We start from the raw sequence: 26,974 nt of genomic DNA on the forward strand, positions 1-26,974 counted from the left end.
TTCCCCGTAAAGCCGTCTCAACCTCTGCACCAATGGCCATAGCACCACAATAGAACCAAAACGAAGAAACGCTGGCTTATTTACTGACGCGTCCTTAGTAGAAGTGGACCGGGTCCACCAGGTGGGGGAGGTCGCCGCCGTCGAGGAACGTGCGCAGGTTGCTGCTGAAGCGCTCCGCGATCAGGCGGTTCTCCGCGGCACTGAGCGCCGAGGTATGCGGCGACACCATGACCTTGGGGTGGTTCCACAGCGGGCTGTCCTGGGGGAGCGGTTCGACGGCAAAGACATCAAGGCAGGCGTAGGAGACCTGGCCGTTGTCCAGGGCCTCCAGCAGGGCGTCCTCGTCCACCACGGTGCCGCGGCCCACGTTCACAAACACCGTTCCCGGCTTCATTGCGGCAAACACCTCACGGTTGAAGAGCTTCTCCGTGTACGGCGTGCCGGGCAGCGTATTGACGACGGCGTCCGCCGAGGCGAGCAGCCCGGCCAGTCCGTCGTTGCCGGCAACCTGCTCGATTCCTTCGATCGGCTCAACATTCCGCTTGGTGCCGCTGACCGTCATGCCCAGGGCGCGGGCGATCCGGGCGGTCTCCAGACCGATTTCGCCTAGGCCGGTCACTACCAGGGTGGAACCGCTGACCAGACGGGTGGGGGTCCGAAGCTCGGGCCACACCTTGGCGGCCTGGTCCTGGGCCAGCTCGGCGCTGCGCTTGAAGCCGTTGAGGATTCCCAGCGCAGCGAATTCTGCCAGCGGCAGGGCGTGGACGCCGGCGGAGGTGGTCACCTTGAACTTGGGGAGGGTTTCCTGGTCCAGCCCGGACTCCTTGACGGCGCCGCCGGCGCCGGCGGCCATGGCGTGGACCCACTGGAGCCGTGGATTCTCCCGCGCGATGCGGGCCAGGCCCGCGGGGCTCTCATTGGGCAGGCCGTACAGCACCTGCGCCTTGTTGAGCATGGCCCAGTACTGCTCCTCCTGCGCGGGAGCGCGTTTGAAGTCCGGATCCCCGGAGTGGTCGGCCGGAAAACGCTCGGGCGGAAGCAGGTCCGGCTCATAGAGGACGGTTACGGAGGGGTCTACGGCGCGGATGCGGTCCACCAGCTCTGCTTCGAGCGGGACGGCGATCGCGACGGTGGTTAGAGTCGTCATAGTGTTCATCATACTGAATAGCGGCTAGGATATTGGACAGATTTCCCTTCATTAACCACACAACGATGTGAGTCGAGGCCTAGATATGGAAGACAGAACAGCGGGCTTTGTGGGCCTGGGGCTGATGGGGCTGCCCATGGCAGCGAATCTGGTCCGTGCCGGCTGGGCGGTCACCGCCTGGAACAGATCCGAAGGTCCCCTCCAGGAGTTCGTGGCGCAGGGTGGCCACTCCGCGCCCGACGTTGCATCCCTGCGGGACCTGCCAATCATCGCCTTTATGCTCCCGGACCTGTCCTTCATCGAGGAGGCCTCGGCGGGGTTGCTGGCGAGCTGGGATGAGAATCCGCCGCAGGCCGGCACAGCCGTGGTGGTCGCAAGCTCAGTCTCACCGGCGAAGGTCCAGGACTTCGGGCGACGGGTCCACGCGGCAAGCCACGGCCGCGCCACTGTGGTGGACGCCCCGGTCAGCGGCGGGACCAAGGGCGCGACCGACGGGACCCTGGCCATCATGGCCGGCGGTACCGCGGACGACTTCCGGCGGCTCGAGCCCTTCTTCAACGCGATGGGGACCACCGTCAGGCACATGGGCCCACTGGGCGCGGGGTCGCTCGCCAAGGCCTGCAACCAGCTCATTGTTGGAACCACGACGGCGGCGCTCGCCGAAGCGGCCGAGCTCGCCGAGCGCTCCGGGATGGATCCGGCGGCGCTTTTCGACGTCCTGGCCGGCGGCCTTGCGGGCAGCCGTGTGCTGGAGAACGTGGGACCGCGTCTGGCCCGGAAGGACTACACACCAACAGGCCCGGCGAAATTCATGCATAAGGACCTGTCGTTTGTGCTCGAATCAGCCCGGGCGGCCGGCGCTGCCGTGCCGATGGCGGCTGCCGGCGTCGAGCTCTACGCCGAACTCAAGCGCCAGGGCCTTGGCGATCAGGACCTTGCCGTGGTCCGCCAGGCCATTTCGAATCTGAGCGACAACACCAATATCGCGGAACCTCTGGATGCCGCAACGAAAGGGACAGCTGCACCATGAGTGGACTTTTTGATTTGACGGGGCGGGTTGCCCTGGTCACCGGCTCCAGCAGGGGGATTGGTAATGCGTTGGCGCGGGCGTTGGCTGAGGCCGGGGCGACGGTGGTGCTGAACGGTATTAACGCGGAGCGGTTGAAGGCGGCGGAGGCTGCGATGGCCGCGGACTTCGCCCCCGGGCAGGTCCATAGTGTCGCGTTTGATGTCACCAGTGATGCCGAGGCTGCCCGCGGTATTTCGTGGGTGGAGGAGCACGTGGGTCCGCTGCAGATCCTGGTCAACAATGCCGGGATCCAGCACCGGGTGCCGATGCTCGAGCTCGATGTCGCGGACTGGGAGCGGGTGATCAGGACGGATCTGACGAGCGCGTTCCTGGTGGGGCGGGAGGCCGCCCGGCACATGATCCCGCGGGGGCGGGGCAAGATCATCAATATCTGTTCGGTGCAGACGGACCTGGCCCGGCCCACGATCGCCCCGTATGTTGCGGCGAAGGGCGGGCTGCGGAACCTGACCCGGGCGATGACGGCGGAGTGGGCGGGGTCCGGGCTGCAGATCAACGGGATCGCCCCGGGCTACATCCATACCGAGATGACGCAGAACCTGGTGGACGATGAGCAGTTCAACACCTGGATCCTGGGCCGGACCCCGGCGCACCGGTGGGGCACGGTCCAGGATCTCGCCGGACCGGCGGTGTGGCTGGCCTCGGACGGGTCGGACTTTGTGAACGGTCAGACCATCTTTATCGACGGCGGAATGACGGTGGTGGTCTGATGGGCACCTCAGCAGTGGCTCAGGGGACCGAAGCAACTGCCCTGCCTGCGTCGGGTGCGGCGGTGGTGGCGCATGCGGCCGGGGATCTGCGGATCGAGGAGGTCCCGTTGGCGGCACCGGCCCCGGACGAGGCAGTGATCGAGGTCCGTTACGGGGGGATTTGCGGGTCGGACCTGCATTACTGGCTGCACGGCGCGGCGGGCGAATCCACCCTGAAGGCGCCGCTGGTGCTGGAGCATGAGATTTCCGGGACCGTGGTCCTGGCCGCGGCGGACGGGACCGGCCCGGCCGCGGGCACCCCGGTCGCGGTCCATCCCGCCACCCCGGGCCCCGGTGCGGGGGAGGTGCGGTGGCCGGCGGACCGGCCCAACCTCTCCCCGGGCTGCACCTATCTGGGCAGTGCGGCCCGCTTCCCGCACACCGACGGCGCGTTCGCCCGGTACGTGAACCTGCCCGCCCGGATGCTCCGGCCCCTTCCGGCGGGCCTGGATCTGCGGACCGCGGCGCTGATCGAGCCGGCCTCCGTGGCCTGGCACGCCGTCGCCCGTGCCTGGGATGTGGCCGGCAAGAGCGTGCTGGTGATCGGCTGCGGCCCGATCGGCGCCCTGGCCGTCGCGGTCCTCAAACGTGCCGGCGCGGCCCGGATCACCGCCGTCGACGTCCATGCCAAACCGTTGGAGATCGCCACCGCCGTCGGCGCGGATCACACCCTGCAGGCCGGGGACACGGACGCGATCGCCGCGGTGCAGGCCGACGTCGTCATCGAATCCTCCGGCAGCCACCACGGCCTGGCCTCAGCCATTCAGGGCGCGGGGCGCGGCGGGACCGTGGTCATGGTCGGGCTGCTGCCCACCGGGCCCCAGCCTGTCCTGATCTCCCTGGCCATCACCCGGGAACTGGACCTGCGCGGGTCCTTCCGCTTCAACGACGAGATCGACGACGTCATCACCGCCCTCGCCGACGGCACCCTGAACATCGGCCCCGTCATCACCCACGAATACCCCCTCAGCCAAGGCCTGGAAGCCTTCGAAACCGCCAGGAACTCCGCCTTATCAGGAAAAGTCCTCCTCAACTTCCAACCCGAGTAACGCGATCCGCGGACGGGCGGGTTTGGGTGGGTCTGGGCGCGGTCAGTTCCGGCGGACCGGAATGAACACCCGGGGCTGGTCCGTCCAGGTTCCGGACAGCCGGGACGTGGTGCGGCGCATGATCTGCTCGGACGCGTCCCGGGCCGTGGCGGCGTCCCCGGCGGCGACCGCTTCGGCCAGGTCGACGTGCCATTGGAGCGCTCCCTCGTGGGGGTGGTCCGGCATTAGTCCGTGGACCGTGCGCCCCGTCAGGGTCTCCGCCACCTGCCCCATCAGGTTGGCGAACATTTCGTTGCCCGATCCGGAGAGCAGGACCGAGTGAAAAGCAATGTCCAGCTCCAGGAACTTCTGCGCGTCCCCGGTGTGGCCGGCGTCGCGCAGGGCATGGGCAATGTCCACCAGCTCCCGCCGCAGCTGCGCCGGTGCATTGTTCGCGGCCAGCTCGGCCGCGGCGGGCTCGACGGCGGAACGCAGTTCGATCAATGACCGCAGCTGGGCGCCGCGGGCGTCGCTGGACAGCCGCCAGCGGATCACCTGGGGATCGAAGGGGTTCCAGCGGCTCGGCGGCAGGACTCGGATCCCCACCCGCTTGGTGGTTTCCACGAGGCCCAGGGACTGAAGGACCCGCACAGCCTCGCGGACCACGGAGCGCGAAACCTTCAGTTCTTCCTCAAGATGCTCGGCCAGCATGATGTGTCCGGTGGGCAGCTCGCCCGTGATGATCCGGGTGCCAAGGTTCTCAATGGCACGGTGGTGCAGGCTGGTCGACATGGACTCAAGCCTAAGCTGGGATTGAGTGGCACCGTTCCACAAAGTGGGCACCGCTTCCCTCAAGCCGATTGAATATATATGCTTTATTAGGATCCATCGGTTCGTGACAGCGTGCTTCGCAGCGAACGCGGAGCCATCTGCACATCCATTGCACAACGAAATTGGAGTTTTGATGTCTGCACACATCGGTGTCACCGGCCTTGCGGTGATGGGCGCCAACCTGGCCCGCAACCTGGCCCGCAACGGCTTCACCGTTGCCCTGCACAACAGGTCTGTCGAAAAGACTGACGCGCTGCTCGAAAAGCACGGCACGGACGGCGACTTCGTCCGCACCGAAACGCTGCAGGAACTTGTTGACTCCCTGGAGAAGCCCCGCCGTGTCCTGATCATGGTCAAGGCCGGCAAGCCGGTTGACTCGGTCATCGAGCAGCTTGAGCCCCTGCTGGAAGCCGGCGACATCATCATCGACGCCGGAAACTCCCACTACGAGGACACCCGCCGCCGCGAAGCCGCGCTGGCGAAGAAGGACCTGCACTTCGTCGGCATCGGCGTCTCCGGCGGTGAGGAAGGTGCCCTGAACGGCCCGTCCATCATGCCCGGTGGTTCCAAGGAGTCCTACGACGCCCTCGGCCCGCTGCTGGAAAAGATCGCCGCGCACGTCGACGGCAAGCCCTGCTGCGCCTGGATCGGCACCGACGGCGCCGGCCACTTCGTCAAGATGGTCCACAACGGCATCGAATACGCCGACATGCAGGTCATCGGCGAAGCCTTCGACCTCCTCCGCTCCGGCGCCGGCATCGAGCCGGCTGACCAGGCCAAGATCTTCGAAGAATGGAACAAGGGCGAGCTCGCCTCCTTCCTGATCGAAATCTCCGCCGAGGTCCTGGGCCACGTTGACACCCGCACCGGCAAGCCGTTCGTCGATGTTGTGGTGGATGCCGCAGGCCAGAAGGGCACCGGACGCTGGACCGTCATCTCCGCACTGGAGCTTGGCTCCCCGACGTCGGGCATCGCCGAGTCCGTCTTCGCCCGCGCCCTGTCATCACAGGCCGAGCAGCGCAAGATCGCCCAGGAGCTCCTCGCCGGCGAGGAAATCGCCGTCGACGTTCCGGACACCTTTGTGGAGGACGTCCGCCAGGCACTGTACGCGTCCAAGCTGGTTTCCTACGCCCAGGGCCTGGACATGCTGACCTCCGCAGCCAAGGAATACGGCTGGGACCTCAAGCTGGACGAGATCGCTTCGCTGTGGCGCGGCGGCTGCATCATCCGTGCCGAGCTGCTCAAGGAAATCACCAAGGCCTACGCCGCCGACGACAAGCCGGCCAACCTGCTGTTCGCCCCGGCGTTCACCAAGGCCATCGCCGAGGTCCTGCCGGCATGGCGCCGCGTGGTCTCCACCGCCGTCCAGCTCGGCATCCCCGTGCCGGTCTTCTCCTCTTCACTGGCCTACTACGACGGCCTGCGCCGCAAGCGCCTGCCGGCCGCAGTGATCCAGGGCCAGCGTGACCTCTTCGGCGCGCACACCTACGGCCGCGTCGACGCCGAGGGCACGTTCCACACCCTGTGGGGCGAGGACAAGTCCGAAATCGAAGCAGTGGACACGCACTAATCACCACGCTCTGATTGCATCAAGCTGCAAACCCTGCGGCCGGCACTTCCCGGATATTCTGGGAGCTGCCGGCCGTTGGCGTTTCCGGCAGTTGTGGTGTCCGTCCATCCAAGGAGTCAGAATGCCCAATCCAGTCGCATTAGTTACGGGAGCCTCCACGGGTATCGGCTTCGAGGCGGCGAAGAAGCTCAGCAGCCACGGCTTCATCGTCTATGCCGGCGCCCGCCGGGTGGACAGAATGGAGCCGCTGAAAGCGCTTGGCATCCAGGTCCTGGCGCTGGACGTGACGGACGACGATTCGATGCGTGCCGCCGTCGGCCGTGTCCTGGAAGAGCGCGGGCGGATAGACGTCCTGGTGAACAACGCGGGCTACGGGTCCTACGGGGCGCTGGAAGACGTGGACCTGGCCGAAGGCCGGCGCCAATTCGATGTGAACGTCTTTGGCCTTGCCAGGATGGCCCAGCTGGTCCTGCCGGCCATGCGGAGCGCTGGGCGGGGCAGGATCATCAACATCTCGTCCATCGGCGGAAAATTCTACGAGCCCCTCGGTGCCTGGTACCACGCCACGAAGTTCGCCGTTGAGGGCATGAGTGATTCACTGCGGCTGGAACTCAAGCCGCACGGCATCGAGGTAGCCATCATTGAACCGGCAGGCACGCTGAGCGAATGGGGCAGGATTTCCGCGGACGGGCTGCTTGCCAGCAGCGGTGAGGGGCCGTATGCTGCCCAGGCCCGGCAGATGGCGGACGTCCTGGCCACGACCGATAGGCCCGAAACGTCAACGCCCCCGGCGGTGATTGCGGCGGCTGTACTGCACGCGGCCACGGCTGCGCGTCCCCGGACCCGGTATCCGGTGGGCAGGGGAGCGGCAGCCATTCTGGGCCTTCGGCGGGTCCTGCCGGACCGGATCTATGATGCGGTGGTCATGGCAGTGCTCAAGCGTGTTGCCGGGTAGAGGCTGCAGCGAACGATCAGATCCGGTATTCGATGTCGTACTCGGCCGGATCCACTGCGGGCTTTGTTTCGCGCTGGGCATCCCGGTGGCGCCACTTGGCGGGCACTCCGGTCACAATCGATTCCGGCGGCGCGTCCTTGACCACCACGGCGTTGGCGCCCACGGCGCTGTCCCGGCCGATGGTAATGGGTCCCAGGATCTTGGCTCCGGCACCGATGGTGACCCGGTCCTCAATGGTGGGGTGGCGCTTGATCTTGGCCAGGGAGCGGCCGCCCAGCGTGACGCCGTGGTAGATCATCACGTCTTCGCCGATTTCGGCGGTCTCGCCGATGACCACACCCATGCCGTGGTCGATGAAGAAGCGCCGGCCGATCGTGGCGCCGGGATGGATCTCGATTCCGGTCAGGAAGCGGCCCAGCTGCGACACCAGCCGCGCCGGGAACCGCAGCCCCGGGGTTTGCCACATACGGTGCGTCAGCCGGTGGATCCAGATGGCGTGCAGCCCCGAATAGGCGAAAAAGTTCTCAAAAGAACCTCGAGCCGCCGGGTCGTGTGACCGGGCGGCGTCGAGGTCTTCCTTCAGTCTTGCGAAAAAGCCCACAAAGTTCTTTCTACAGGAAACGGGGCGACAACGGACTGATCAGCCGCGGATGTCGTCATAGAGCACGGTGGAGATGTAACGCTCACCGAAGTCGCAGACAACCGCCACGATCAGCTTGCCGGCATTCTCCGGACGCTTGGCAAGTTCCAGGGCACCCCAGACGATGGCCCCGGAAGAGATGCCGCCGAGGATGCCTTCCTTGACGCCGAGTTCACGGGCGACGCGGACGGAATCCTCCAGGGTGGCGTCCAGGACTTCGTCGTAGACGTTGGTGTCCAGGATTTCCGGGATGAAGTTCGCACCGATGCCCTGGATCTTGTGCGGCCCGGGAGCACCGCCGTTCAGGATGGCGGAGTCCTTGGGTTCGATGGCCACAATCTGTACCTCAGGATTGCGTTCCTTCAGGACCTGGCCGACGCCGGTGACGGTTCCGCCGGTGCCGATGCCGGCGACGAAGATGTCCACCTTGCCGTCGGTGTCGGACCAGATTTCCTCGGCGGTGGTGGTGCGGTGGATCTCAGGGTTGGCCTCGTTGGCGAACTGCTGGGCCCAGACGGAGTTCTCCGTGTTGGCGACGATTTCCTGGGCCTTTTCCACGGCGCCGCGCATGCCCTCGGAACCCGGGGTCAGCACAATTTCAGCACCGAACGCCCGCAGCATAACGCGGCGTTCGGTGGACATGGTCTCGGGCATGGTCAGGATGACCTTGTAGCCGCGGGCAGCGCCCACCATGGCCAGGGCGATGCCGGTGTTGCCGGAGGTGCCTTCAACGATGGTGCCGCCGGGCTTGAGGGCGCCGGACTTCTCGGCGGCGTCAACGATGGCCACGCCGATGCGGTCCTTGACGCTGTTTGCCGGGTTGTAGAACTCCAGCTTGACGGCCACAGTGGCGCCCAGGCCCTCGGTGAGCCGGTTCAGGCGGACCAGCGGAGTGCCGCCGACCAACTGCGTTACATCGTCATAGATCCGTGCCATGTAGATATGCCTATCTCTCAAGAGTGAATGCTGAGGTCAGCCTAACGATGGCTGAGCGGCCGCTGCTAAGCATTAAGCCATGCAGAGTAATATTTCCTGGCCTTGGCGAGCTTGGGATTGATGATCACCTGGCAGTAGCCCTGCTCGGGATACTTGGCGTAGTAGTCCTGATGGACCTCCTCCGCGGCATGGAACCGCGGCAGCCGGCTGACCTCGGTCACAATCGGGTGCGACCACAGCGCCTGGTTCCGTTCGATGGCTTCTTCGAAGAGAATCTTCTCCTCGGTGGTCTCATAGAACATGGACGAGCGGTACTGGGTGCCGACGTCGTACCCCTGGCGGTTGAGCGTGGTGGGGTCGTGCAGGGCAAAGAACATGTCCAGGATGACCTCGGCCGGAATGACGGCCTCGTCAAAGGTGACGGCCACAACTTCGGCATGGCCGGTGGTCCCGCCGCAGACGGAGTAGTAGTCGGGGTACGGGTCATGGCCGCCCGTATAGCCGGAAACCACCGAGCTGACGCCTTTGGTTATCTGGTAAACGGCGTCAAGGCACCAGAAGCAGCCTCCACCAAGAACAAAAGTTTTCATGACCTCTTCAATGGTTGAGTGCCCCGGATGATTCCCTGACCACCTTACGAGACTGTGACACATGCGGGCCAGATGGCTCCATGGGGTAAAAATGAGACTATGGAACCTGTGAACACCGGCGTTACAGATGCGGACAAGCACGACGACGGCACCCTTACCGGGGAGGACGCTGCAGCGGCTGGTCCGGCTGCTCCCACGCTGGGCCAGGTGCTGCTGGCGGTAGAGGAACTCTGGCCCGAGTCCTTGGCCGAAAACTGGGACGAAGTAGGGCTCGTGGCCGGCCACCCGTCAGCGCCCGTTAGCAGGGTGATGTTCGCCGTTGATCCCACGCTCACGGTGATCGAGGAAGCCGTGGAATGGGGTGCCGAGCTCCTGATCACCCACCACCCCTTGCTCCTCAAAGGCGTCACGTCGGTGGCCGCCACCACCGCCAAAGGGCAGGCCATCCACCGGCTCATCGAGTCTGGCACCGCGCTCCTGACCGTCCACACCAACGGTGATTCCGCCGTCGGGGGCGTTTCCGACGTCCTGGCTGACGCGCTGGGACTCGAAGGCGTTGTCCCGCTGACGGTGGCCGCGAACGGACTGCCCGAGGAGGGCATAGGACGCGTTGGCGACCTGGCTGATGTAATGAGCCTGGGCGATTTCGCTGCCCGGGTGTTCGGCATCCTGCCGTCGGTGGCCGGGGGAGTCCGCGTGTCCGGGGATAAGGACGGGCTGGTGCGGCGTATTGCGGTTTGCGGCGGGGCGGGGGATTCCCTGTTCAACGAGGTGCGGGCCAACAACGCCGATGTCTATGTCACTGCCGACCTCCGGCACCATCCGGCGTCCGAAGCCCGCGAAGCGGCAGTGAACGGCCGGCCGTACCTGATTGACGTTTCGCACTTCGCCAGCGAATGGCTGTGGCTGCCCGCCGCGGCGTCGGCACTGGGCAATGTGCTCGCCGATCAGGGCCACGACGTCGAGATCCAGGTAAGCACCACCAACAGCGATCCGTGGGACTTCATTCTGACTCCGGGCTAAGCCTGGCGTGCGAAGTCCGTCGCCGGGCCCACACCGGCGAGGGACCCACACCGAGCGCAGCGAGGTTTGGGAGCCGGTGGGGACGTAGCGAGGCAGGGGAGCAGGCCAGGCGCTAGAGTCTATACAGCGCCGATACGGTGCCCGGCTTCGGCCGGATTGGATTTAGCGGAGGTAAATAGTGGCCAAGGCAGCACCGGCGGAACAGTTGAAGTTGCTCGAACTGCAGGGGCTGGACGCAAAGCTCAAGTCCCTGTCCAACCGCCGCCGCGCCCTGGAAACCGATCCCCGGATCGAGGACCTGCAATCTGCCCTGTCCGTCGCCAACGGTGAACTCGGCTCCGCCAAGATGGCCGTCCATGACGCCGAATCCGAGCTGAAGCGCGCCGAGGCCGACGTCGAACAGGTCGCCTCCCGCATCGAACGCGACGAAGCCCGGCTCAACAGCGGAACGGGGCTGTCAAAGGACCTCGTGGCCCTGCAGAAGGACATCGCGTCACTGAACAGGCGCCGCTCCGACCTTGAGGACGTGGAGCTGGAAGTTCTGGAACGCCTGGATTCCCTGCGCGAACGTCAGGCTGCCCAGCAGCTGATCGTGGACAACGTCCAGGGCTCGTTCGGCGGCATCCGCGCCGAACTCGATGAAGCCCTGGCCGAAGTGGCCGCTGAAGCGACCGTTGTCCGCGGCAAGCGCGCCGAATTCGCTGCAGGACTCGACGCCGGGATGCTGGCTGTCTACGAAAAGACGCTGGCAAAGCGGGGAGTGGGCGCCGCCCGGTTGTTCCACGGAACCTCTGAAGCCTCCGGCATGAAGTTGAGCCCCGGAGACCTCGCAGAGATCAAGGCCGCCGCCGAAGACGACATTGTGTTCTGCCCGGACTCCGGCGCCATCCTGGTGCGCTCCGCCGAGTGGAACACCCCCGCCCCAACTGCCTAGCAGACCATGTAAGTAGCGCTAACTGTCGTTTTGAACGTTCAAAACGACAGTTAGCGCTACCTAGTTGGGAAGGATGATGTTCAGCGCGTGCGGTTTCCGCGCTGAACCGTCAACCAACTCCGCGTCCCATTTTTCGCGAGTGGCCTTCAGCAGCTGTACCGGGGTCTGCGGGGCGTTGCCGCGGCGGGCCAGCAGGTGCCGTGCCAGCTCGCCGCGCGTGTGTTTCGCGAAGTGGCTGACCACCTTGCGTACACCGCTGACCTCGGTGAATACGTTGACGGCCACCGTCTGAGCCGGCGGCGGTGCCCATGCCGCGGCATACGTGCTGGAGCGGCAGTCCACGAGCAGATGCCCGGACACGGACTCCGCGAGGGCTTCCGAAAGCTGCGGCTTCCAGAACGAGGCGAGCCGGCCGACGTCGGGCAGTGCCGTTCCCATCGACAGCCGGTAGGCGGGCACACTGTCGGCGAAGCGGATGGCACCCCACAGTGCCGAGATCACCAGCACCGAAACATCGGCCTTCCGGCGCTGCGCAGGCGTCAAGGTTTTGTAGCCGAGGGCGTCGTACAGAACGCCCGAATAGATCTGGTGCGCAGGAGCCGCCGGTTCGGCGTGGAGCCGGGTGTTGCGTTCGACGTCGTCCTGCAGCGAGGCGCCGACCCCCAGCAGCGCGAGGGCATCCTCATGCGCACTCACCGTCCCCAGCGCTTCCAGGACCTTGGCCCGGTAGGAGTTGAGTTCGGGAAAACTCAGTGACGGCCAGTCGACGGCGGACCCGCGGACTGCGGGGGTCTTGCCTTCGGAGGGGGGAAGCAGAATCAGCACCGTACGATCCTACCGGCGACGGAGGGGCCTCCTTCCGGCGGTAGACTGGCTGCGGATGGGTTGACCAGGCGGCCGCGCGTCACGCAAGTGGCTCGAGGAACGTCCGGGCTCCGCAGGGCAGGGTGGTGGGTAACGCCCACTCGGGGTAACCCGCAGGCCAGTGCCACAGAGAACAGACCGCCTGCGTCTTCCGGCAACGGAAGCTCAGCAGGTAAGGGTGAAACGGTGGTGTAAGAGACCACCAGCTTCCCGGGTGACCGGGAAGGCTAGGTAAACCCCACCCGGAGCAAGGCCAGACAGGACACGTTTGAGGGCTGCCCGCCCGAGTGTCCGGGTAGGCCGCTGGAGGGCGTCGGCAACGGCGTCCGTAGATGGATGGCCGCTACTCCCGCGCTGGTAACGGCACGGGAGCACAGAACCCGGCGTATCGGTCAACCCATCCAACCACCACCCCGGGCACCGACCCGCCCCGCATGTGAGTGATTTCACGCCGGTTGCGGCGGTCCGTGGTGTCGCTCCAGCCTAGAATAGAGAGCGAACGTAGAAGTTCTGCCGCCGGGTCTGCGTTCGCAGCCGGTGGCTTTTCTTTACGCTTCTCCACGGCACCCGGGATGGACCGCATCCTGCCGGTGCTAGAGCCCCTGGACAACATCAGGTGGCCGCCAACCGCGTACGACGACGTATGCGGCTGAACCGAGGAAGGTAGTTCTGTGAGCCAGACGTCAGATTCTTGTCTTGATACGTGGATGGGCCGGGAGGCTCTCGCCGAGGCCATGATTCCGGTGATTGGCCGGCTGTACCGCGAAAACAACGTGGTGACCAGCATTCACGGCCGCAGCCTGATCAACAAGTCCACCATGAACATCCTCAAGGCGCACCGTTTCGCCCGCCGCATGAGCAACACCGAGCTCCTGCTCGAAGAGACCGCACCGCTGCTGAACATCCTGGCTCAGCTGGAACTTGGTGCGGCGGCCATCGACGTCGCCCGCCTGGCAGAGAAGTTCAAGGCAGAAGGCGACGGCGCCACCCTGGAAGAGTTCCTCCGCGCCGAGCTTGCCGAGGTAGTCGGCAAGCGTGGCGGCGATGACCGCACCAGCACCGACGTCGTGCTGTACGGCTTTGGCCGGATCGGCCGGCTGCTGGCGCGCCTGCTCATCGAAAAGGCAGGCGGCGGCCACGGCCTGCGCCTGCGCGCCATCGTGGTGCGCCGCGGCTCGGACAAGGACCTCACCAAGCGCGCCAGCCTTCTGCGCCGCGACTCGGTCCACGGCTCCTTCGAGGGAACCATCCGTGTGGACGAAGCCGCCAACACCATCACCGCGAACGGTGTCCAGGTCCAGGTCATCTACTCGGAGAACCCCGCCACGATCGACTACACCGCCTACGGCATCCACAACGCCCTGGTGGTGGACAACACGGGCCGCTGGCGCGACGCTGAGGGCCTGTCGCAGCACCTGCAGAGCAAGGGCGTTGCCCGTGTCCTCCTGACAGCGCCGGGCAAGGGCGAACTGAAGAACATTGTGCACGGCATCAACCACGGCACCATCGAGGACTCGGACCAGATTGTGTCCGCAGCCTCCTGCACCACCAACGCCATCACGCCGGTCCTGAAGGCCATCAACGACAAGTTCGGTGTGATCCACGGCCACGTGGAGACGGTCCACTCCTTCACCAACGACCAGAACCTGATCGATAACTTCCACAAGGGCGACCGCCGGGGCCGCTCCGCCGCGCTGAACATGGTCATCACGGAAACCGGAGCGGCCACCGCTGTGGCGAAGGCGCTTCCCGAGCTGCTGGGCAAGCTCACGGGAAGTTCCATCCGGGTCCCCACGCCGGACGTCTCGCTGGCGATCCTGAACCTGAGCCTGGAGAACGGAACCACCAAGGATGAGGTGAACGATTACCTGCGCCAGATGTCCCTGCATTCGGACCTGCGCAAGCAGATTGATTACATCGATTCACCCGAGGTTGTTTCCACGGACTTCGTTGGCTCGCGCCGTGCCGGCATCGTGGACGGTCTCGCCACGATCTCCAATGACAAGAACGTCATCCTCTACGTCTGGTACGACAACGAGTTCGGCTACAGCTGCCAGGTAGTCCGGGTCATGGAAGAGATGGCCGGCGTCAACCCGCCGTCCTTCCCCGCCAAGGAAGCCGCTGCTGCCTTGGCCGCAATCGCCGTCTAGGCCGTTTGCGGGCTGGCTGCCCTACATTCCCGGCTGATTCGCTGGAATCAGCCGGGAATCGGGACCACACTGGTGGCATGGATAACGAAACTCTCCACGAGACCACCCTTGAACACGCCCTCGACGTCGCCAAAGCCAACCACAAAGAAGCCATCAGGCTCCTGGAGCAGGCCCGCGCGTCCCGGGCTTCCGGCGACGTCGGCGACGACCGCGTGCGCCAGCTCGAAGGGCTCCTCCAGGTTGCCGAAGAAGACCTGCGCCGCGTAGCCCGGGAGCAGTAGCCGGCCATAGCAGTAGGCGGATCACCCGGGCCACTCGTCCTCCCCATTGTGGATAACCGCATGGGTGTCAGTGGGGTGGCCTAGGCTCTTCTGGTGCATTACATTTCCGGAAGAGCCGGTTGCCCATGACCGTCAGCTGGCGTGCCTACCGCCGTGCCCGCCGCCGCTCGAGGCAGGCCTGGGCTCTGCTGGCGGTGCTGACCCTGTCTGCAGTGGGCTCCGCGGGGTGGTTTTTCACCGCGGGCCAGTTCGCTGCGGCAGAACCGGCAATCGCCGGGCCCCGCGAGGCGCCTGTTTTCGACGGGACCTGGATGAAGCCCGTGATCCCGGTGCACGCTGTACCGCAGGGGAGTGCCCTGACCGCCCTCGAGCGGCTTTCCGTCAAGGGACGGGCTCCCAAGGACAATTACCAGCGGGAGGCCTTCGGGCAGGCCTGGCTGGACGTGGACCGGAACGGCTGCGACACCCGCAATGACATCCTCCGCAGGGACCTCACCGCTGTGGGCTTCACGGAGGGTTCCAAATGCAAGGTAGTGTCAGGGTCCATCCATGAGCCGTACACGGGCAAAGCCATGGAGTTCCGGCGTGGCCCGGAAAGCAGCAAGGAAATCCAGATCGATCACGTCGTGGCGCTCAGTGACGCGTGGCAGAAAGGCGCACAGGGACTGACCCCGCAGCAGCGCCAGAGCCTGGCCAACGATCCGATAAACCTCATCGCCGCGGACGGTCCTGCAAATCAGCAGAAGAGCGCAAGCGACGCCGCCACCTGGCTGCCGAAGAACAAGAACATCCGCTGCCATTACGTGGCCCGCCAGATCTCGGTGAAGGCATCCTATGGACTGTGGGTCACGCAGCCGGAGAAGGATGCGATGAAGCGCGTCCTGGACTCCTGCCCGGACCAGCCAACCATTACCGCGAGGTAATGCGTCGGCTCAGTGGCCGAACGGGTCCGGATCCACGCCGGGCGTCCAGGTCAGGCCGGGCACACCCCAGCCGCTCTTCTTGGCCAATTTCATGGCCTTCCGTGCATAGCGGTCAATCAGCCGGTTGACGTAGAGCTTTCCGTCGAGGTGGTCGTATTCATGCTGGATGACCCGTGCGAACCATCCGGTCGCTTCGAACTCCACCGGCTGCCCATGGCCGTCAAATCCTTCCACCCGCGCCCACTCCGCACGCTTGAGCGGGTATGCGCCGCCGGGGAAGGAGAGGCAGCCCTCTTCCTCTTCCTCGGGGTCCGGCAGCGCGCCAGAGATCTTGGACAGGGTCAGTACCGGGTTTACCAGGACCCCGATGGGCGGAGCGCCGTCGTCATTGGCGTACTTGTACACAAAGATTCTTTTGCCCACACCAACCTGCGGCGCCGCCAGGCCCACGCCGTTGGCGGCGTCGTTGGTTTCAAACATGTCCGCGATCAGGGTGCGCAGTTCGTCGTCGAAAACCTCCACCTCGGCGGCGCGGCGGTGCAGCACCGGTTCACCCCAGACGGTAATTGGCAGAACTGTCATGTCAGGCGGCCCTTCGTGCGTGCGGCGTGGCGCCGGCGGTTATGCAAAAAAATGGAGGCCGTACCGGATATCCGGTACGGCCTCCAAATGGACGGCTTTTACTGCCGCCCTATGAGGGTGAGCTACGGGGGTTGAACCCGCGACCTCCTGGACCACAACCAGGCGCTCTGCCAACTGAGCTAAGCCCACCATGTGCCCCACAGATTTCCCGGTGGTCCGGTGCTCTGGAAAGGCAACTCAAATAGCTTACCTGCTGTTTGAGGGTGCTTGCGCCACTTTTGCGGTTTTTGCGAAAATTTCCGCCAAACGTGGCGCAAATTACTCTTTCGGAATACCTGCTGTGCCCGGCGAGGCAGTGATGCGCTGGGCGACTTCGCGGGCCGTGGCGCTGTCAGGCCCCGGAGCCGGAACAAAAACCGCCTCGCGGTAGTAGCGGAGCTCGTCGATGGAATCCTGGATGTCACCCAGGGCGCGGTGGCCGCCCTTCTTGGCGGGGGACTGGAAGTAAGCCCGGGCGAACCAGCGGCGGGAGAGTTCCTTAATGGTGCTCACGTCGATCACGCGGTAATGCAGGTGCTCCACAACGGCCGGCATGTCGCGGGATAGGAAGACGCGGTCGGTCCCCACGGAGTTGCCGCCCAGCGGTGCCTTGCGCGGGTCCGGCACCCACTTTTCGATGTATTCCATCACGGCGGCTTCGGCCTCGGCCATGGTCTTGCCGTGCGGCAGCTCCTTGAGCAGCCCGGACCGGGTATGCATGTCCCTGACGAAGTCGTTCATCTGGGCGAGGGCAGCATCCTCGGGCTTGATCACCACGTCCACACCGTCGCCGAGAATGTTGAGCTCTGAGTCCGTCACCAGCGCCGCCACCTCGATCAGGGCGTCGTTCTTGATGTCCAGGCCGGTCATTTCGCAGTCGATCCAGACGATGCGTTCGTTAGATATAGGCACCGGACCAGCCTACCGTTTAGCTCCGGCGCAACCGTCCGATGCTAGGATTTCGGGTACACGGGGGCGAGGATTTTGCCGCTGTGCTGTGCCTGCGCGACCCGGGCGGCCACTGCCGCCCGCGGGGTTGAAGCGCCGAGTGTAAAGAGATTGGACGATCCTGAGATGACGGCGCCTGTGCCTGCAACGGGGGAGATGGCCACCAGCGTGATCCCGGAGCCCGCTGCGGCAGACGTGGATAACGCCAGGTCCTCCATCCTTGCCGGCTTTGTCGGCTCGGTCCTGATGGTGTTCGGATCCCTCGGCGTCGGCTGGCTGGCCCCCGTTTCGGAACTCCGCAGGGTACCGATCTTTATCTGGATGCGGACGGAGGCCATCGGCGTTGCCCTGGCCATCGTGCTGGTTGCGGTGGGCGGCATGCTCCTGGTCCGCTCCTGGCTGAGGCTTGGCCAGCGGGTCCGCGTATGGGGGCCGGCGGCGCGAAAGGCAACGCTGCAGGCCATCGCAGCATGGGGCCTGCCGTTGATGTTCACCGTCCCGCTCTTCAGCCGCGACGTGTATGCCTACATTGGTCAGGGCAGGCTGATGGTGGAGGGGTTCAACCCCTACGAGAACGGCATCTCGGCGCTGTCCAACTATTTCCAGCTTGGCGCCGACAAACAGTGGACTGAAGCTCCCGTGCCGTACGGCCAGCTGTTTCTGTGGATCGAGCAGTTTGTGGTCTGGTCCACCAACGTCCAGCCCGAGGCCAGCGTGATGCTTTTCAGGCTCGTTGCGCTGTTTGGTGTGGTCCTCTGCGTCATCTACGTGCCCAAGTTGGCCGAGCTTCACGGCGTCAATCCGCACCGCGCCTTGTGGCTCACCGCGGCCAACCCCCTGTTCCTCACCAACTTCATCGCCAGCGTCCACAACGATGCCCTCATGATCGGGTTGGCCCTTGCCGGACTGTACTACGCGGCCACCAGGCGCGTGGTGCTGGGCATAGTCCTCGTTACCCTTTCCATCGCCGTCAAGCCCATCACCATCGTTTTCCTGCCGTTCATCGGCCTGATCTGGGCAGGCAAGAACGCCGGCTGGCCGCGGAAATTCCTGTTCTGGGGACTGACCGGAGGGCTGAGCCTGACCATTCTGTACGGCCTGAGCCTCGTCAACGGGTTCGGCTTCGGCTGGATCAATGGGCTGTCCGCCCCTGGCAGCCTCTTCATTTGGTACGCGCCGGTGGGCTTGGTGGGGCTGGTGGTCGCTTCCGTTTCGAACGCCTTCGGCCTCGACGGGTGGACGCTCGCCGACTGGGTGTTCGACGCCGGCAAAATACTTGCCGTAGGCATCGTCGCCTTCCAGATATTCAGGGGTGAGCATGAGCGGCTGATCCGCCGCCTCACCTTGGGCTTTGCGGCCATCGTGGTGCTGGCGCCGATGATCCAGGCCTGGTACGTGGTGTGGCTCATCCCGCTGTTCGCGGTGACAGGCATCCGCAATGACTGGCAGGTCAAGGCCCTGTATTTCATCGTGTCGTTCTTCATGATCTACGCCATTTCTGACCAGCTGGAGGTATTTCCCTACCTCCAGACCGAAGACCTGGGACTTGCCCTGGTCCTGGCCCGCATCGCGGCAGCGATTACCGGCCTGCTTTTTGCCATGTACCTGATCTTCATGGATCCAGACACCAAAAGGCTTTTCCGGAAGTCGGCCGAACCGGTGACCGAACGCCCCGTTATCTAGTCTCCGCAGGCGCGGTTATCCGGCGCCGGTGATTCCCGCCGTCGTGCCCTGTTCCAGATGCCGCAAGGCTTCCTTCCGGGACAGCGGACTCAACCGCGTGCCCTTTTCCACTACGAAATCGTGTACCCACTCCGGGTCCGTTTTGGCGTACTCACGAAGCGCCCAGCCAATGGCCTTCCGGATGAAAAACTCCGGGTCCGCCAGGTTCGGCTCAATGACAGCCCGCAGCAGGTCCTGATCCGTGCTGGCCTTGGCCTTCAACTGCGAGGTGATGGCCGACCGCCTGATCCAGAAATCCTGGTCCGTGCTCCAGGCCAGCAGGAGTTCGGTCATCATGGGCCGGTGGGCCTGAAGAAGCCCGCCGATACGATGCGACACCCCGTCCACGAAATCCCACCACGCGCCGGTGCGGATGATCTCCTCATAGACAGGGAGCATCAGCTGGTCACGGGCCACCAACCGGAGGCTTGTCAGGTCAATGGCTGCATAGCGTTCCTCGCGTACTGTGGAGCCGCGCCAGAGTACAAGCACCGTGGCCCGCAACTGGCCCGCCGACGTAACGGGATGGACGGAAGCAGCGGCCAGCGCCAGCCGCCTGACTTCCGGGACCCTGACGCCCAGTGACGGCAGAGTGGACTTCATATACGCCTGCGCGCCAGTGGCCCGCACCGGGTCCGTCCGCTCCCGCAGCGCCGCGCGCACGGCATCCAGCAACTCGCGGTTCGGAGTCTCCGTGGCCGGAGCTTCCGTGACCGGTGCGTCCGTGTCCAGCGATTCGTCATTCGGCGGCATTCGGTCCATGGTGCAACTTTAGCGAGGTGCCGGCGGCTGGATGTCGGCCGGTCCATCCTCAGCGGGACGGCTCTAGAGTGGGACCAGACAAACTGCACGTTCCCGTGAACCGTGCCACCCGACGTCGGAGGTTCCCTGCATGTCCATGATCAAGACTCCCGAGCAGATTGCCCTCATGCGCGAAGCCGGGCGGGTGGTGGCCAATACGCTGGCGGCGGTGCGTGAGGCCGCCGGAGTGGGTGTCACCCTGCGTGACCTCGATGCGCTGGCCGCCGAGACGATTGCCGCCGCGGGAGCCACACCGGCCTTCCTGGATTACCACCCGCGCTGGGCCGCAGTTCCGTTTCCCGGCGTGATCTGCACAAGTGTGAACGACGCCGTGGTCCACGGAATCCCCGACGGCTACAAACTCCAGGACGGTGACCTGCTCAGCGTGGATTGCGGGGCATTCCTGGAGGGCTGGTGCGGCGATGCGGCCGTCAGTTTCATTGTGGGAACACCCGATCCTGTGGACCAGGCCCTCATTGATGCCACGGATGCTGCCTTGGCCCGTGGGATCGAGGCAGCCCGGATCGGCAACAAAATGGGCGATCTTGCCTACGCGATCGGCGGCGCCGCGCTGCGGGCGGGCTACGGTCTGCTGGCTGACCACGGCGGCCACGGGATCGGCCGCACCATGCACGCCGAACCGCCGGTGCCCAACGACGGCAGGCCGGGACGGGGGATCAAGCTCACCGAGGGGCTGGTCATCGCCATCGAGCCCATGCTGATCCTGGGCCGCAAGGACGACTACTACCAGGACGACGACGGATGGACGCTGCGTTCCGCCAACGGCCGCCGGGCTGCCCACAGCGAACACACAGTGGCCATCACTGCCGATGGCCCGCTGATCCTTACGCTCCCTTAAGTCCGGTGAGGCTCAGGCGCACCACGGCCCGCCCTGGGACGGCGCTGCTGACCACGGTGAACCCGGCGCGCAGGAAGAGGTTCAGCGTGCCGTGGTAAAGGTCTGCGGGTCCCGCTTTGGGCCGCTGCTCGCGGTCCACCGGGTAGCCTTCCACAACGTCGGCACCATTGAGCCGGGCATGCTCGACGGCGGCGCGCAGCAGCGCGGCTGCCACACCGCTCCGGCGGTGGCCGGCGGCGACCACGAAGCAGGTCACTGACCACACCCCGCCGGACGCATCCGGTGATGCTGTTTCGGAATCGGGCGGCCCTGGTTCCTCAGCCAGCCGCAGCATGCGGGAGCGAAGCACTCGGGGATAACAGGTCCGTGGCTCCACGGCACACCAACCCACGGGCTGACCGTCGACGAAGGCGAGGACGCCGGGGGCGGGGGAGCCGCCGTCGAACTTTTCCTTCAACTGTGCCTTGCGGGCGGCCGGCTCCAGCGCGGAGTACTCCGGACCGGTGAGGGCAAAGAAGCGGCACCAGCAGCGGGACGGTTCGCCGGGGCGGCTGAACAAGCGCTCGACGCCGTTCCACTGCGCCGCGGCCGTCGTCAGGCCGGGGACGGGCCCGTCAGCCATCTGGTCAGGCCACCGACTCGGCGCTGCTCGGGTGTGCCACTTCGGTGCTGCGCCGGAGTATGACCTGGCCGGTTATCGGGGGCGATCCGGCATCGTCGGCGGACGGGCCGGCTGCCCTGCTGGCGGCTTGCCGTCCGATCTCCTCCAGGGGAAGGTGCACCGTGGAGAGGGCCGGCCGGAAATCGCGCAGAGTCTTAATATCGTCGAAACCGGCAACGGCGGCGTCGCGCGGGATCCGCAGTCCCTGGGAGCGCAGCGCGGCGGCGGCCCCGATGGCCATAACATCGTTGACGGCAAAGATGCAGAGCCGTTTTGTCTCGGTCCCGGGTTGGGACGCTGTGATCCGTGCAGCAAGGGCGAGGCCGGCCTCGAAGCCGCCCGCACGGGTGAAGTCCGTGCGGATGACGTCCGCGGCCGGCAGGCCGGTGCTGGCAAGGCCGCGCTGGAACCCACGGATCCGGTCGTCGGAGGTGAACAGCCCTTCCGGGCCGCCGACGACGACGAAGTCTTCTTCCCGCGACGCGGCCAGCTCAGTTGCGAGCTGCGCGGCCAGCTCCTCATTGGGCACACTCACCACGTGGTAGCCGTCCGCTGCCGCGGCCCCCACAATCCCGTGGCCGATCACGCCCACGTGGCCGCCGTTGCGGCAGTATCGGTCCAGTTCCGCAGCGAGTTCGGTGTTGCCTTCCAGGTCCTCGGTGCGGGAGGTCCGTGATCCTGCGATCACGATGGAATCGGCGCGGCGTGCGGCGAAGGCAGCCACGGCCTCCTTCTCACTGTCCGGAGCGCCCTCGGTGGTGGCCAGCAGCACCATCTTGTGCTGTTCCCTCGCGGCATCCTGGACGCCGCGGGCGATGGCTGCGAAGTACGGATCGGCAATGTCATGCACGATCAGCCCGATCAGCCCGGAGCTGGACTTGGCCAGCCCCTGCGCCTGGGCGTTGGGAATGTAGCCGAGGGATTCGGCGGCCTGGCGCACCCGGTCCGCAATATCCTTGCCGGGTATCCGGGCGGAGCCGTTCAGCACGCGGGAGGCGGTGGCCGGCGACACGCCCGCCAGCCGGGCCACCTCGGTGAGGGTACTTGCAGCCACAACTTCTCCCGTTCGTACAGACTCTAAGCGCCGTTAGCGCCGCTTTCAGTATGGCAGTTTGAGGATGCTTTGGGAAAGCGCTTGCCAACCTGAATGGGCGCGGTGCATGATGGATGCAGTGGGAATGCGCTTTCCCAATATTGCTTGAGTAACACTGCTCACTCACCGTGGAGGACACATGGGCTTCGAAACAAAGACGATCCGTATCGCCATGAACGGCATTACCGGCCGGATGGGTTACCGCCAGCACCTGCTGCGTTCCATCCTTCCCATCCGCGACGCCGGGGGCTTCACGCTGGAGGACGGCACCAAGGTTCAGGTGGAGCCGATCCTGGTGGGCCGCAACGAGGCTAAGATCCGTGAGCTGGCAGAGCTCCACAAGGTGGCCGAATGGACCACGGACCTGGATTCCGTGATCAACGATCCTTCGGTTGATATCATCTTTGATGCCTCCATGACCAGCCTCCGTGCCGCCACCCTGAAGAAGGCCATGCTTGCCGGCAAGCACATCTTCACCGAGAAGCCCACGGCGGAATCCCTCGAAGAAGCCATCGAGCTGGCCCGCATCGGCAAGGAAGCCGGCGTCACCGCCGGTGTTGTTCACGACAAGCTCTACCTTCCAGGCCTGGTCAAGCTCCGCCGCCTGGTGGACGAAGGCTTCTTCGGCCGCATCCACTCCATCCGCGGCGAATTCGGCTACTGGGTTTTCGAAGGCGACGTCCAGGCAGCGCAGCGCCCGTCCTGGAACTACCGCAAGGAAGACGGCGGCGGCATGACCACGGACATGTTCTGCCACTGGAACTACGTCCTCGAAGGCATCATCGGCAAGGTCAAGAGCGTCAACGCCAAGACCGCCACGCACATCCCGGCCCGCTGGGACGAAGCAGGCAAGGAGTACAAGGCCACGGCCGACGACGCTTCCTACGGCATCTTTGAACTCGAAACGCCGGCGGGCGAGCCGGTCATCGGCCAGATCAACTCCTCCTGGGCTGTCCGCGTCTACCGCGACGAGCTTGTGGAATTCCAGATCGACGGCACGCACGGTTCGGCCGTTGCCGGACTCAACAAGTGCGTAGCCCAGCAGCGTGCCCACACCCCCAAGCCCATCTGGAACCCGGACCTGCCCGTCACGGAATCCTTCCGCAGCCAGTGGCAGGAAGTCCCTGCCACCGCCGAGCTGGATAACGGCTTCAAGCTGCAGTGGGAAGAGTTCCTGCGCGATGTCGTGGCCGGCCGCGAGCACCGCTTCGGCCTGCTGTCCGCCGCCCGCGGCGTCCAGCTCGCCGAGCTTGGCCTGCAGTCCAACGACGAACGCCGCACCATCGACATCCCGGAGATCACGCTCTGATGACTTCCCTGATCCTTCCCACCCACGACGGCGGCACCCGCGAGTACCGCCTCCAAGGCGGCGTGTCGTGGGCCCGCCCCGCCGCCCCGCTCACGTCGCGCCGCGCGTACGCTGCAGCGCACGTCATTCCCGAGGTCCTGGCGGACAACAGGCCCGGTGCCCCGGCCAGCCTCGACTGGGACGCCACCATGGCGTACCGGCACGAACTCTGGTCCTACGGCCTGGGTGTTGCGGACGCCATGGACACGGCCCAGCGCGGCATGGGCCTGGACTGGGCCGCAACCCAGCAGCTCATCAAGCGCACCGGTGTGGAGGCCGCTTCGGTGGTCGCTGCCGGTGGCCCCGCTACCGCCGGGAAGACTGTGCGCGACCTCGTCTCGTGCGGCGCCGGCACCGACCAGTTGGACCTCGCCGCATTGCCCACCGGCAACGCGGGTCTTACCGCCGTCCTTGACGCCTACCGCGAGCAGATCGCCGTCGTCAGTGAAGCCGGACCCAAGATCATCCTGATGGCTTCCAGGGCGCTGGCCCGCGTGGCCAACGGTCCGGACGACTACCTGCACGTCTACTCGACGCTGCTGCAGGAAGTGGACCAGCCCGTCATCCTGCACTGGCTCGGGACCATGTTCGATCCCGCGCTGGCCGGATACTGGGGTTCGGACGACGTCGCTGCCGCGACCGAGACGTTCCTCTCCCTCATCCGTGACAACGCGGACAAGGTGGACGGCGTCAAGGTATCGCTACTGGACGCTTCGCATGAGGTAGCCCTGCGCGCTGCCCTTCCGGAAGGCGTCCGCCTCTACACCGGCGACGACTTCAACTACCCGGAACTGATCGACGGCGACGGCAGCCACCACTCGGACGCGCTGCTGGGCATCTTCGCTGCGATCTACCCTGCGGCATCGGTTGCGCTGCAGAAGTACGACGCCGGCAAGGCTGAGGAAGCGCGCGCCATCCTGGACTCCACCCGCGAGCTCGGCAAGCACATCTTCAGCGCCCCCACGTTCTACTACAAGACCGGGATCGCCTTTATGTCCTGGCTCAACGGCAGGCAGCCCGGCTTCCAGATGGTGGGCGGCCTGCACTCCGGCCGCTCCGTCTGCCACCTGGCCAAGACCTTCGAACTGGCCGACCAGGCAGGGCTGCTGAAGGACCCGGCGCTCGCCGCGTTCCGAATGTCCGACTACCTGCGCATCAACGGAGTGGGAGTATGAGGGACTTTTCACGGCTTTCCCGGAACAGTGCCACCACGAAGAATCTGACGCTTGCCGAAGTGGTCGATGGCTGTGTCCGCGCCGGGATCCCCGCGATCGCCCCGTGGCGCGACCGGGTTGAGGAAGCGGGGCTGGACAAGGCCGCGAAGCTGATCAAGGACGAGGGCCTCCGGGTCTCCTCCCTGTGCCGCGGCGGGTTCCTGACTGCGGCTGACGCTGAGGGCCAGGCCGCCGCACTGGCGGACAACCGGGCGGCCGTCGTCGAAGCCGCTGCGTTGGACACCAGGGAACTCTTCCTGGTGGTCGGCGGACTGGCGCCGGGGGAGAAGGACGTGGTGGCAGCCCGCCAGCGCGTTGCCGACCGCCTCGCCGATCTTGTCCCGTTCGCTTCGGAGAACGGCATCCGGCTGGTGCTGGAGCCGCTGCACCCCATGTACGCAGCGGACCGTGCCGTCGTTTCGACCCTGGGCCAGGCCCTGGATCTTGCAACCCCGTTTGATGCTCAGGCGGTGGGCGTCGCCGTCGACACCTTCCATGTCTGGTGGGACCCGGAACTGAAGGCACAGATCGAACGCGCCGGCTGGGAAGGGCGCATCGCCTCCTACCAGGTGTGTGACTTCAACATGCCCATCGCAGCCGATCCGCTGCTGTCCCGGGGCTTTATGGGCGACGGCGTGATCGACTTCGCCACCATCAGCACCTGGGTCAGGGACGCCGGGTACACCGGGGACATCGAGGTTGAAATCTTCAACCAGGAGATCTGGGACGCCGACGGAGATGCTGTCATGGAGACCGTCAAGGCGCGTTACGCGGAACTCGTCCTGCCATACGCCTGATTCATACCGCAGGTTCGTAACACTCACACAACAAAGAACACCCCCGGTCCGAAGACCGGGGGTGTTCTTCGCTGACCGGCTCATCCGTCAAGGACGTGCCGACTCGTCACGTTGTGCCCCAGGAGGGAATCGAACCCCCGACCGGCGGATTACAAGGTTGGCGTTTCGGCAGATGTTTTGCAGTTCACCCCCCGTCATAAGCAGTACACCGAAGAGATCCCGCTGGAGATCGCCGCGTGAGCCCGCTCCGCGCCGTCCAGCCACCAATCCCAGAACCAGACAGCGAAGCCCTCAGCAGCTTCCGTGAGTGGCGCGTGGCCGTCGATGCCGCCGCCGCCCTCCGGGACGCCATGAAGGGCCGCCGCGTCCGATTCGTTGGCATGTTCCGCAACGCCTCCGTCCAACCGGAAGGGCGTATCAAAGACGTTACGTCCGCCGGCTTCAAGATCGAGTGGGACGGCGGAACTCAATCCCAGTGGATCGACCCCGACAGCGTGGTCTTCATCTAACCGCGAACTTAAAAATGAATGCCGGCCGGATGCGTCAACATCCGGGCCGGCAGGCAATCAGTCCCCGGCTACGGACCCTGATCGCGGAACCAGTCTAACCACTGCACCCTGCACCAGTCCATAGCTTGTGACGCCTTCATACCGAGGCGGTACGGCTACCCCGCCTGGTGCTTTTGTCGCGCCGCAAAACACGCTAAGCCTTCAATCACGGGCTGCTTACTGGGTTAGAGCCAGTTCCAATGTCGCGTGTGCAGGCAGGGTGTTCACCCGGAGGAGCAATCCCGTGGAATCGAAGAAGTGCCAGCGCCTACAGTGGGCCCAGCCGGGCCGCCAGATCTGCACACATACCGCCCTCCAGCCCCCAGGCAGGAGGATGCCGCCACTGCCCAGGAGTAATGCCCCGGGCCAGATGCGAAACGACCGACGACCGACGTGACCGACGCGGTGTCCAAGTAACAGCTTCTGTCCTTCAGTCCGTAATCCCACCAGCACACCTCGTGTTTTTGGACCGGACCAGAAGGGCAGAAGTCTCTCCTCCCAAGCTTCCCTCTGTTCCCTCTGCGGTGGTGGCAGAACAAAAGAAAAGGACCTGCAACGCAGGTCCTTGAAGCTAAAACCTTCCAGAATATCGGCCAGTAATCAAGCCCAATTCGGTGTACAAAAGTACCGGAATCACACACTAAAGCAGGGGGC

At 65.3% G+C, this 26,974-nt stretch carries 27 protein-coding genes, 1 tRNA gene and 1 other RNA gene; 17 read left to right on the forward strand and 12 right to left on the reverse strand.

Annotation, left to right across the window (positions count from 1 at the left end):
• Positions 1 to 94 precede the first annotated feature (94 nt).
• Positions 95 to 1,159, reverse strand: coding sequence for a D-2-hydroxyacid dehydrogenase (locus ACVWY0_RS15605; protein WP_485837485.1), 1,065 nt, complete (start codon positions 1,157 to 1,159; stop codon positions 95 to 97).
• A 73-nt stretch (positions 1,160 to 1,232) separates the two neighbouring features.
• On the opposite strand from ACVWY0_RS15605, the gene ACVWY0_RS15610 reads away from it, so the two are divergent.
• Genes ACVWY0_RS15610 through ACVWY0_RS15620 form a run of 3 tightly spaced genes read left to right on the forward strand, consistent with a single transcriptional unit; the run spans position 1,233 to position 4,032 of the window.
• Entirely contained in the window at positions 1,233 to 2,177 is a 945-nt protein-coding gene (locus ACVWY0_RS15610; protein ID WP_485837486.1) for an NAD(P)-dependent oxidoreductase, read from the forward strand.
• A complete protein-coding gene (locus ACVWY0_RS15615) occupies positions 2,174 to 2,944 on the forward strand; it encodes an SDR family oxidoreductase (RefSeq protein WP_485837487.1) in 771 nt (256 codons plus the stop codon). The genes ACVWY0_RS15610 and ACVWY0_RS15615 overlap by 4 nt, the downstream gene beginning before the upstream one ends.
• Positions 2,944 to 4,032 (forward strand): L-idonate 5-dehydrogenase, encoded by a 1,089-nt coding sequence (locus ACVWY0_RS15620; RefSeq protein ID WP_485837488.1) that lies wholly within the window; start codon positions 2,944 to 2,946, stop codon positions 4,030 to 4,032. Before ACVWY0_RS15615 ends, ACVWY0_RS15620 begins: the two co-directional genes overlap by 1 nt.
• Positions 4,033 to 4,074: 42 nt before the next feature.
• Here the strand turns inward: ACVWY0_RS15620 and ACVWY0_RS15625 are convergent, their stop codons facing one another.
• Entirely contained in the window at positions 4,075 to 4,803 is a 729-nt protein-coding gene (locus ACVWY0_RS15625; RefSeq protein WP_111909578.1) for a FadR/GntR family transcriptional regulator, read from the reverse strand.
• Positions 4,804 to 4,975: 172 nt separating this feature from the next.
• Here ACVWY0_RS15625 and gndA point away from each other — a divergent pair, with 172 nt between their 5' ends.
• On the forward strand, positions 4,976 to 6,412 hold the full coding sequence (gene gndA, locus ACVWY0_RS15630) for an NADP-dependent phosphogluconate dehydrogenase (protein WP_485837489.1): 1,437 nt from the start codon (positions 4,976 to 4,978) through the stop codon (positions 6,410 to 6,412).
• Between the two features lie 121 nt (positions 6,413 to 6,533).
• The gene (locus ACVWY0_RS15635) at positions 6,534 to 7,367 is read left to right on the forward strand and encodes an oxidoreductase (protein WP_485837490.1); all 834 of its coding nucleotides are present in this window, start codon (positions 6,534 to 6,536) and stop codon (positions 7,365 to 7,367) included.
• 16 nt (positions 7,368 to 7,383) lie between these two features.
• Here the strand turns inward: ACVWY0_RS15635 and epsC are convergent, their stop codons facing one another.
• The 3 genes from epsC to msrA form a co-directional block, all read right to left on the reverse strand.
• Positions 7,384 to 7,968 carry a serine O-acetyltransferase EpsC gene (epsC, locus tag ACVWY0_RS15640; protein ID WP_485837491.1) on the reverse strand — a complete coding sequence of 195 codons (585 nt, stop codon included), beginning with the start codon at positions 7,966 to 7,968 and terminating at the stop codon, positions 7,384 to 7,386.
• A gap of 39 nt (positions 7,969 to 8,007) precedes the next feature.
• Positions 8,008 to 8,943, reverse strand: a complete 936-nt coding sequence (gene cysK, locus ACVWY0_RS15645; protein WP_485837570.1) for a cysteine synthase A — start codon at positions 8,941 to 8,943, stop codon at positions 8,008 to 8,010.
• Between the two features lie 65 nt (positions 8,944 to 9,008).
• Positions 9,009 to 9,533, reverse strand: coding sequence for a peptide-methionine (S)-S-oxide reductase MsrA (gene msrA / locus ACVWY0_RS15650; RefSeq protein ID WP_252601537.1), 525 nt, complete (start codon positions 9,531 to 9,533; stop codon positions 9,009 to 9,011).
• 99 nt (positions 9,534 to 9,632) lie between these two features.
• Here msrA and ACVWY0_RS15655 point away from each other — a divergent pair, with 99 nt between their 5' ends.
• Positions 9,633 to 10,556, forward strand: a complete 924-nt coding sequence (locus tag ACVWY0_RS15655) for a Nif3-like dinuclear metal center hexameric protein (protein ID WP_485837492.1) — start codon at positions 9,633 to 9,635, stop codon at positions 10,554 to 10,556.
• Positions 10,557 to 10,734: 178 nt separating this feature from the next.
• Positions 10,735 to 11,490, forward strand: a complete 756-nt coding sequence (locus ACVWY0_RS15660; protein ID WP_485837493.1) for a zinc ribbon domain-containing protein — start codon at positions 10,735 to 10,737, stop codon at positions 11,488 to 11,490.
• 60 nt (positions 11,491 to 11,550) lie between these two features.
• On the opposite strand, the gene ACVWY0_RS15665 is transcribed toward ACVWY0_RS15660, so the two are convergent.
• A complete protein-coding gene (locus ACVWY0_RS15665) occupies positions 11,551 to 12,315 on the reverse strand; it encodes a YaaA family protein (protein WP_485837494.1) in 765 nt (254 codons plus the stop codon).
• A gap of 56 nt (positions 12,316 to 12,371) precedes the next feature.
• Between ACVWY0_RS15665 and rnpB the strand changes: the two genes are divergently transcribed.
• The 4 genes from rnpB (at position 12,372) to ACVWY0_RS15685 (ending at position 15,708) form a co-directional block, all read left to right on the forward strand.
• An RNA gene (gene rnpB / locus ACVWY0_RS15670) (RNase P RNA component class A) lies at positions 12,372 to 12,758 on the forward strand.
• Between the two features lie 267 nt (positions 12,759 to 13,025).
• Positions 13,026 to 14,504 carry a glyceraldehyde-3-phosphate dehydrogenase gene (locus ACVWY0_RS15675; RefSeq protein WP_485837495.1) on the forward strand — a complete coding sequence of 493 codons (1,479 nt, stop codon included), beginning with the start codon at positions 13,026 to 13,028 and terminating at the stop codon, positions 14,502 to 14,504.
• Positions 14,505 to 14,581: 77 nt separating this feature from the next.
• A complete protein-coding gene (locus ACVWY0_RS15680) occupies positions 14,582 to 14,785 on the forward strand; it encodes a hypothetical protein (RefSeq protein WP_056340655.1) in 204 nt (67 codons plus the stop codon).
• Between the two features lie 125 nt (positions 14,786 to 14,910).
• Positions 14,911 to 15,708 (forward strand): HNH endonuclease family protein, encoded by a 798-nt coding sequence (locus tag ACVWY0_RS15685; RefSeq protein ID WP_485837496.1) that lies wholly within the window; start codon positions 14,911 to 14,913, stop codon positions 15,706 to 15,708.
• 9 nt (positions 15,709 to 15,717) lie between these two features.
• Here ACVWY0_RS15685 and def read toward each other — a convergent pair whose 3' ends face one another.
• From def to orn, 3 genes are all read right to left on the reverse strand, one after another.
• A complete protein-coding gene (def, locus tag ACVWY0_RS15690) occupies positions 15,718 to 16,290 on the reverse strand; it encodes a peptide deformylase (RefSeq protein WP_485837497.1) in 573 nt (190 codons plus the stop codon).
• 116 nt (positions 16,291 to 16,406) lie between these two features.
• Positions 16,407 to 16,479 (reverse strand) — tRNA-His (locus ACVWY0_RS15695).
• Between the two features lie 129 nt (positions 16,480 to 16,608).
• The gene (orn, locus tag ACVWY0_RS15700) at positions 16,609 to 17,241 is read right to left on the reverse strand and encodes an oligoribonuclease (protein ID WP_082575783.1); all 633 of its coding nucleotides are present in this window, start codon (positions 17,239 to 17,241) and stop codon (positions 16,609 to 16,611) included.
• A gap of 162 nt (positions 17,242 to 17,403) precedes the next feature.
• On the opposite strand from orn, the gene mptB reads away from it, so the two are divergent.
• Positions 17,404 to 18,960, forward strand: coding sequence for a polyprenol phosphomannose-dependent alpha 1,6 mannosyltransferase MptB (mptB, locus tag ACVWY0_RS15705; protein ID WP_485837498.1), 1,557 nt, complete (start codon positions 17,404 to 17,406; stop codon positions 18,958 to 18,960).
• Between the two features lie 15 nt (positions 18,961 to 18,975).
• Here the strand turns inward: mptB and ACVWY0_RS15710 are convergent, their stop codons facing one another.
• A complete protein-coding gene (locus ACVWY0_RS15710) occupies positions 18,976 to 19,752 on the reverse strand; it encodes a DNA alkylation repair protein (protein WP_485837571.1) in 777 nt (258 codons plus the stop codon).
• Positions 19,753 to 19,891: 139 nt separating this feature from the next.
• On the opposite strand from ACVWY0_RS15710, the gene map reads away from it, so the two are divergent.
• Positions 19,892 to 20,659 carry a type I methionyl aminopeptidase gene (map, locus tag ACVWY0_RS15715; RefSeq protein WP_485837499.1) on the forward strand — a complete coding sequence of 256 codons (768 nt, stop codon included), beginning with the start codon at positions 19,892 to 19,894 and terminating at the stop codon, positions 20,657 to 20,659.
• Here the strand turns inward: map and ACVWY0_RS15720 are convergent.
• Both ACVWY0_RS15720 and ACVWY0_RS15725 read right to left on the reverse strand, forming a co-directional pair.
• Entirely contained in the window at positions 20,646 to 21,281 is a 636-nt protein-coding gene (locus ACVWY0_RS15720; RefSeq protein ID WP_485837500.1) for a GNAT family N-acetyltransferase, read from the reverse strand. The genes map and ACVWY0_RS15720 overlap by 14 nt on opposite strands.
• Positions 21,282 to 21,285: 4 nt before the next feature.
• Positions 21,286 to 22,374, reverse strand: coding sequence for a LacI family DNA-binding transcriptional regulator (locus tag ACVWY0_RS15725; protein WP_485837501.1), 1,089 nt, complete (start codon positions 22,372 to 22,374; stop codon positions 21,286 to 21,288).
• Between the two features lie 178 nt (positions 22,375 to 22,552).
• On the opposite strand from ACVWY0_RS15725, the gene ACVWY0_RS15730 reads away from it, so the two are divergent.
• The 4 genes from ACVWY0_RS15730 to ACVWY0_RS15745 all read left to right on the forward strand — a co-directional run bounded on the left by ACVWY0_RS15730 (position 22,553) and on the right by ACVWY0_RS15745 (position 26,281).
• Complete coding sequence (locus ACVWY0_RS15730; RefSeq protein WP_485837502.1) at positions 22,553 to 23,722, forward strand: Gfo/Idh/MocA family protein; 1,170 nt, start codon at positions 22,553 to 22,555, stop codon at positions 23,720 to 23,722.
• Complete coding sequence (locus ACVWY0_RS15735) at positions 23,722 to 24,936, forward strand: dihydrodipicolinate synthase family protein (protein ID WP_485837503.1); 1,215 nt, start codon at positions 23,722 to 23,724, stop codon at positions 24,934 to 24,936. The genes ACVWY0_RS15730 and ACVWY0_RS15735 overlap by 1 nt, the downstream gene beginning before the upstream one ends.
• On the forward strand, positions 24,933 to 25,772 hold the full coding sequence (locus ACVWY0_RS15740; RefSeq protein ID WP_485837504.1) for a sugar phosphate isomerase/epimerase family protein: 840 nt from the start codon (positions 24,933 to 24,935) through the stop codon (positions 25,770 to 25,772). The genes ACVWY0_RS15735 and ACVWY0_RS15740 overlap by 4 nt, the downstream gene beginning before the upstream one ends.
• A gap of 236 nt (positions 25,773 to 26,008) precedes the next feature.
• Positions 26,009 to 26,281, forward strand: a complete 273-nt coding sequence (locus ACVWY0_RS15745; protein ID WP_485837505.1) for a hypothetical protein — start codon at positions 26,009 to 26,011, stop codon at positions 26,279 to 26,281.
• Positions 26,282 to 26,974: the final 693 nt, after the last annotated feature.

The sequence above is a fragment of the Arthrobacter sp. UYNi723 genome (genome assembly GCF_054057635.1).

What these genes read in the sequence shown, in the direction of transcription:
- ACVWY0_RS15605 (WP_485837485.1), bottom strand. Translation starts at nt 1,159, where the DNA reads ATGATGAACACTATGACGACTCTAACCACCGTCGCGATCGCCGTCCCG.
- ACVWY0_RS15610 (WP_485837486.1), top strand. Translation starts at nt 1,233, where the DNA reads ATGGAAGACAGAACAGCGGGCTTTGTGGGCCTGGGGCTGATGGGGCTG.
- ACVWY0_RS15615 (WP_485837487.1), top strand. Translation starts at nt 2,174, where the DNA reads ATGAGTGGACTTTTTGATTTGACGGGGCGGGTTGCCCTGGTCACCGGC.
- ACVWY0_RS15620 (WP_485837488.1), top strand. Translation starts at nt 2,944, where the DNA reads ATGGGCACCTCAGCAGTGGCTCAGGGGACCGAAGCAACTGCCCTGCCT.
- ACVWY0_RS15625 (WP_111909578.1), bottom strand. Translation starts at nt 4,803, where the DNA reads ATGTCGACCAGCCTGCACCACCGTGCCATTGAGAACCTTGGCACCCGG.
- gndA (WP_485837489.1), top strand. Translation starts at nt 4,976, where the DNA reads ATGTCTGCACACATCGGTGTCACCGGCCTTGCGGTGATGGGCGCCAAC.
- ACVWY0_RS15635 (WP_485837490.1), top strand. Translation starts at nt 6,534, where the DNA reads ATGCCCAATCCAGTCGCATTAGTTACGGGAGCCTCCACGGGTATCGGC.
- cysK (WP_485837570.1), bottom strand. Translation starts at nt 8,943, where the DNA reads ATGGCACGGATCTATGACGATGTAACGCAGTTGGTCGGCGGCACTCCG.
- msrA (WP_252601537.1), bottom strand. Translation starts at nt 9,533, where the DNA reads ATGAAAACTTTTGTTCTTGGTGGAGGCTGCTTCTGGTGCCTTGACGCC.
- ACVWY0_RS15655 (WP_485837492.1), top strand. Translation starts at nt 9,633, where the DNA reads ATGGAACCTGTGAACACCGGCGTTACAGATGCGGACAAGCACGACGAC.
- ACVWY0_RS15680 (WP_056340655.1), top strand. Translation starts at nt 14,582, where the DNA reads ATGGATAACGAAACTCTCCACGAGACCACCCTTGAACACGCCCTCGAC.
- ACVWY0_RS15685 (WP_485837496.1), top strand. Translation starts at nt 14,911, where the DNA reads ATGACCGTCAGCTGGCGTGCCTACCGCCGTGCCCGCCGCCGCTCGAGG.
- def (WP_485837497.1), bottom strand. Translation starts at nt 16,290, where the DNA reads ATGACAGTTCTGCCAATTACCGTCTGGGGTGAACCGGTGCTGCACCGC.
- mptB (WP_485837498.1), top strand. Translation starts at nt 17,404, where the DNA reads ATGACGGCGCCTGTGCCTGCAACGGGGGAGATGGCCACCAGCGTGATC.
- ACVWY0_RS15710 (WP_485837571.1), bottom strand. Translation starts at nt 19,752, where the DNA reads ATGCCGCCGAATGACGAATCGCTGGACACGGACGCACCGGTCACGGAA.
- map (WP_485837499.1), top strand. Translation starts at nt 19,892, where the DNA reads ATGTCCATGATCAAGACTCCCGAGCAGATTGCCCTCATGCGCGAAGCC.
- ACVWY0_RS15720 (WP_485837500.1), bottom strand. Translation starts at nt 21,281, where the DNA reads ATGGCTGACGGGCCCGTCCCCGGCCTGACGACGGCCGCGGCGCAGTGG.
- ACVWY0_RS15730 (WP_485837502.1), top strand. Translation starts at nt 22,553, where the DNA reads ATGGGCTTCGAAACAAAGACGATCCGTATCGCCATGAACGGCATTACC.
- ACVWY0_RS15735 (WP_485837503.1), top strand. Translation starts at nt 23,722, where the DNA reads ATGACTTCCCTGATCCTTCCCACCCACGACGGCGGCACCCGCGAGTAC.
- ACVWY0_RS15740 (WP_485837504.1), top strand. Translation starts at nt 24,933, where the DNA reads ATGAGGGACTTTTCACGGCTTTCCCGGAACAGTGCCACCACGAAGAAT.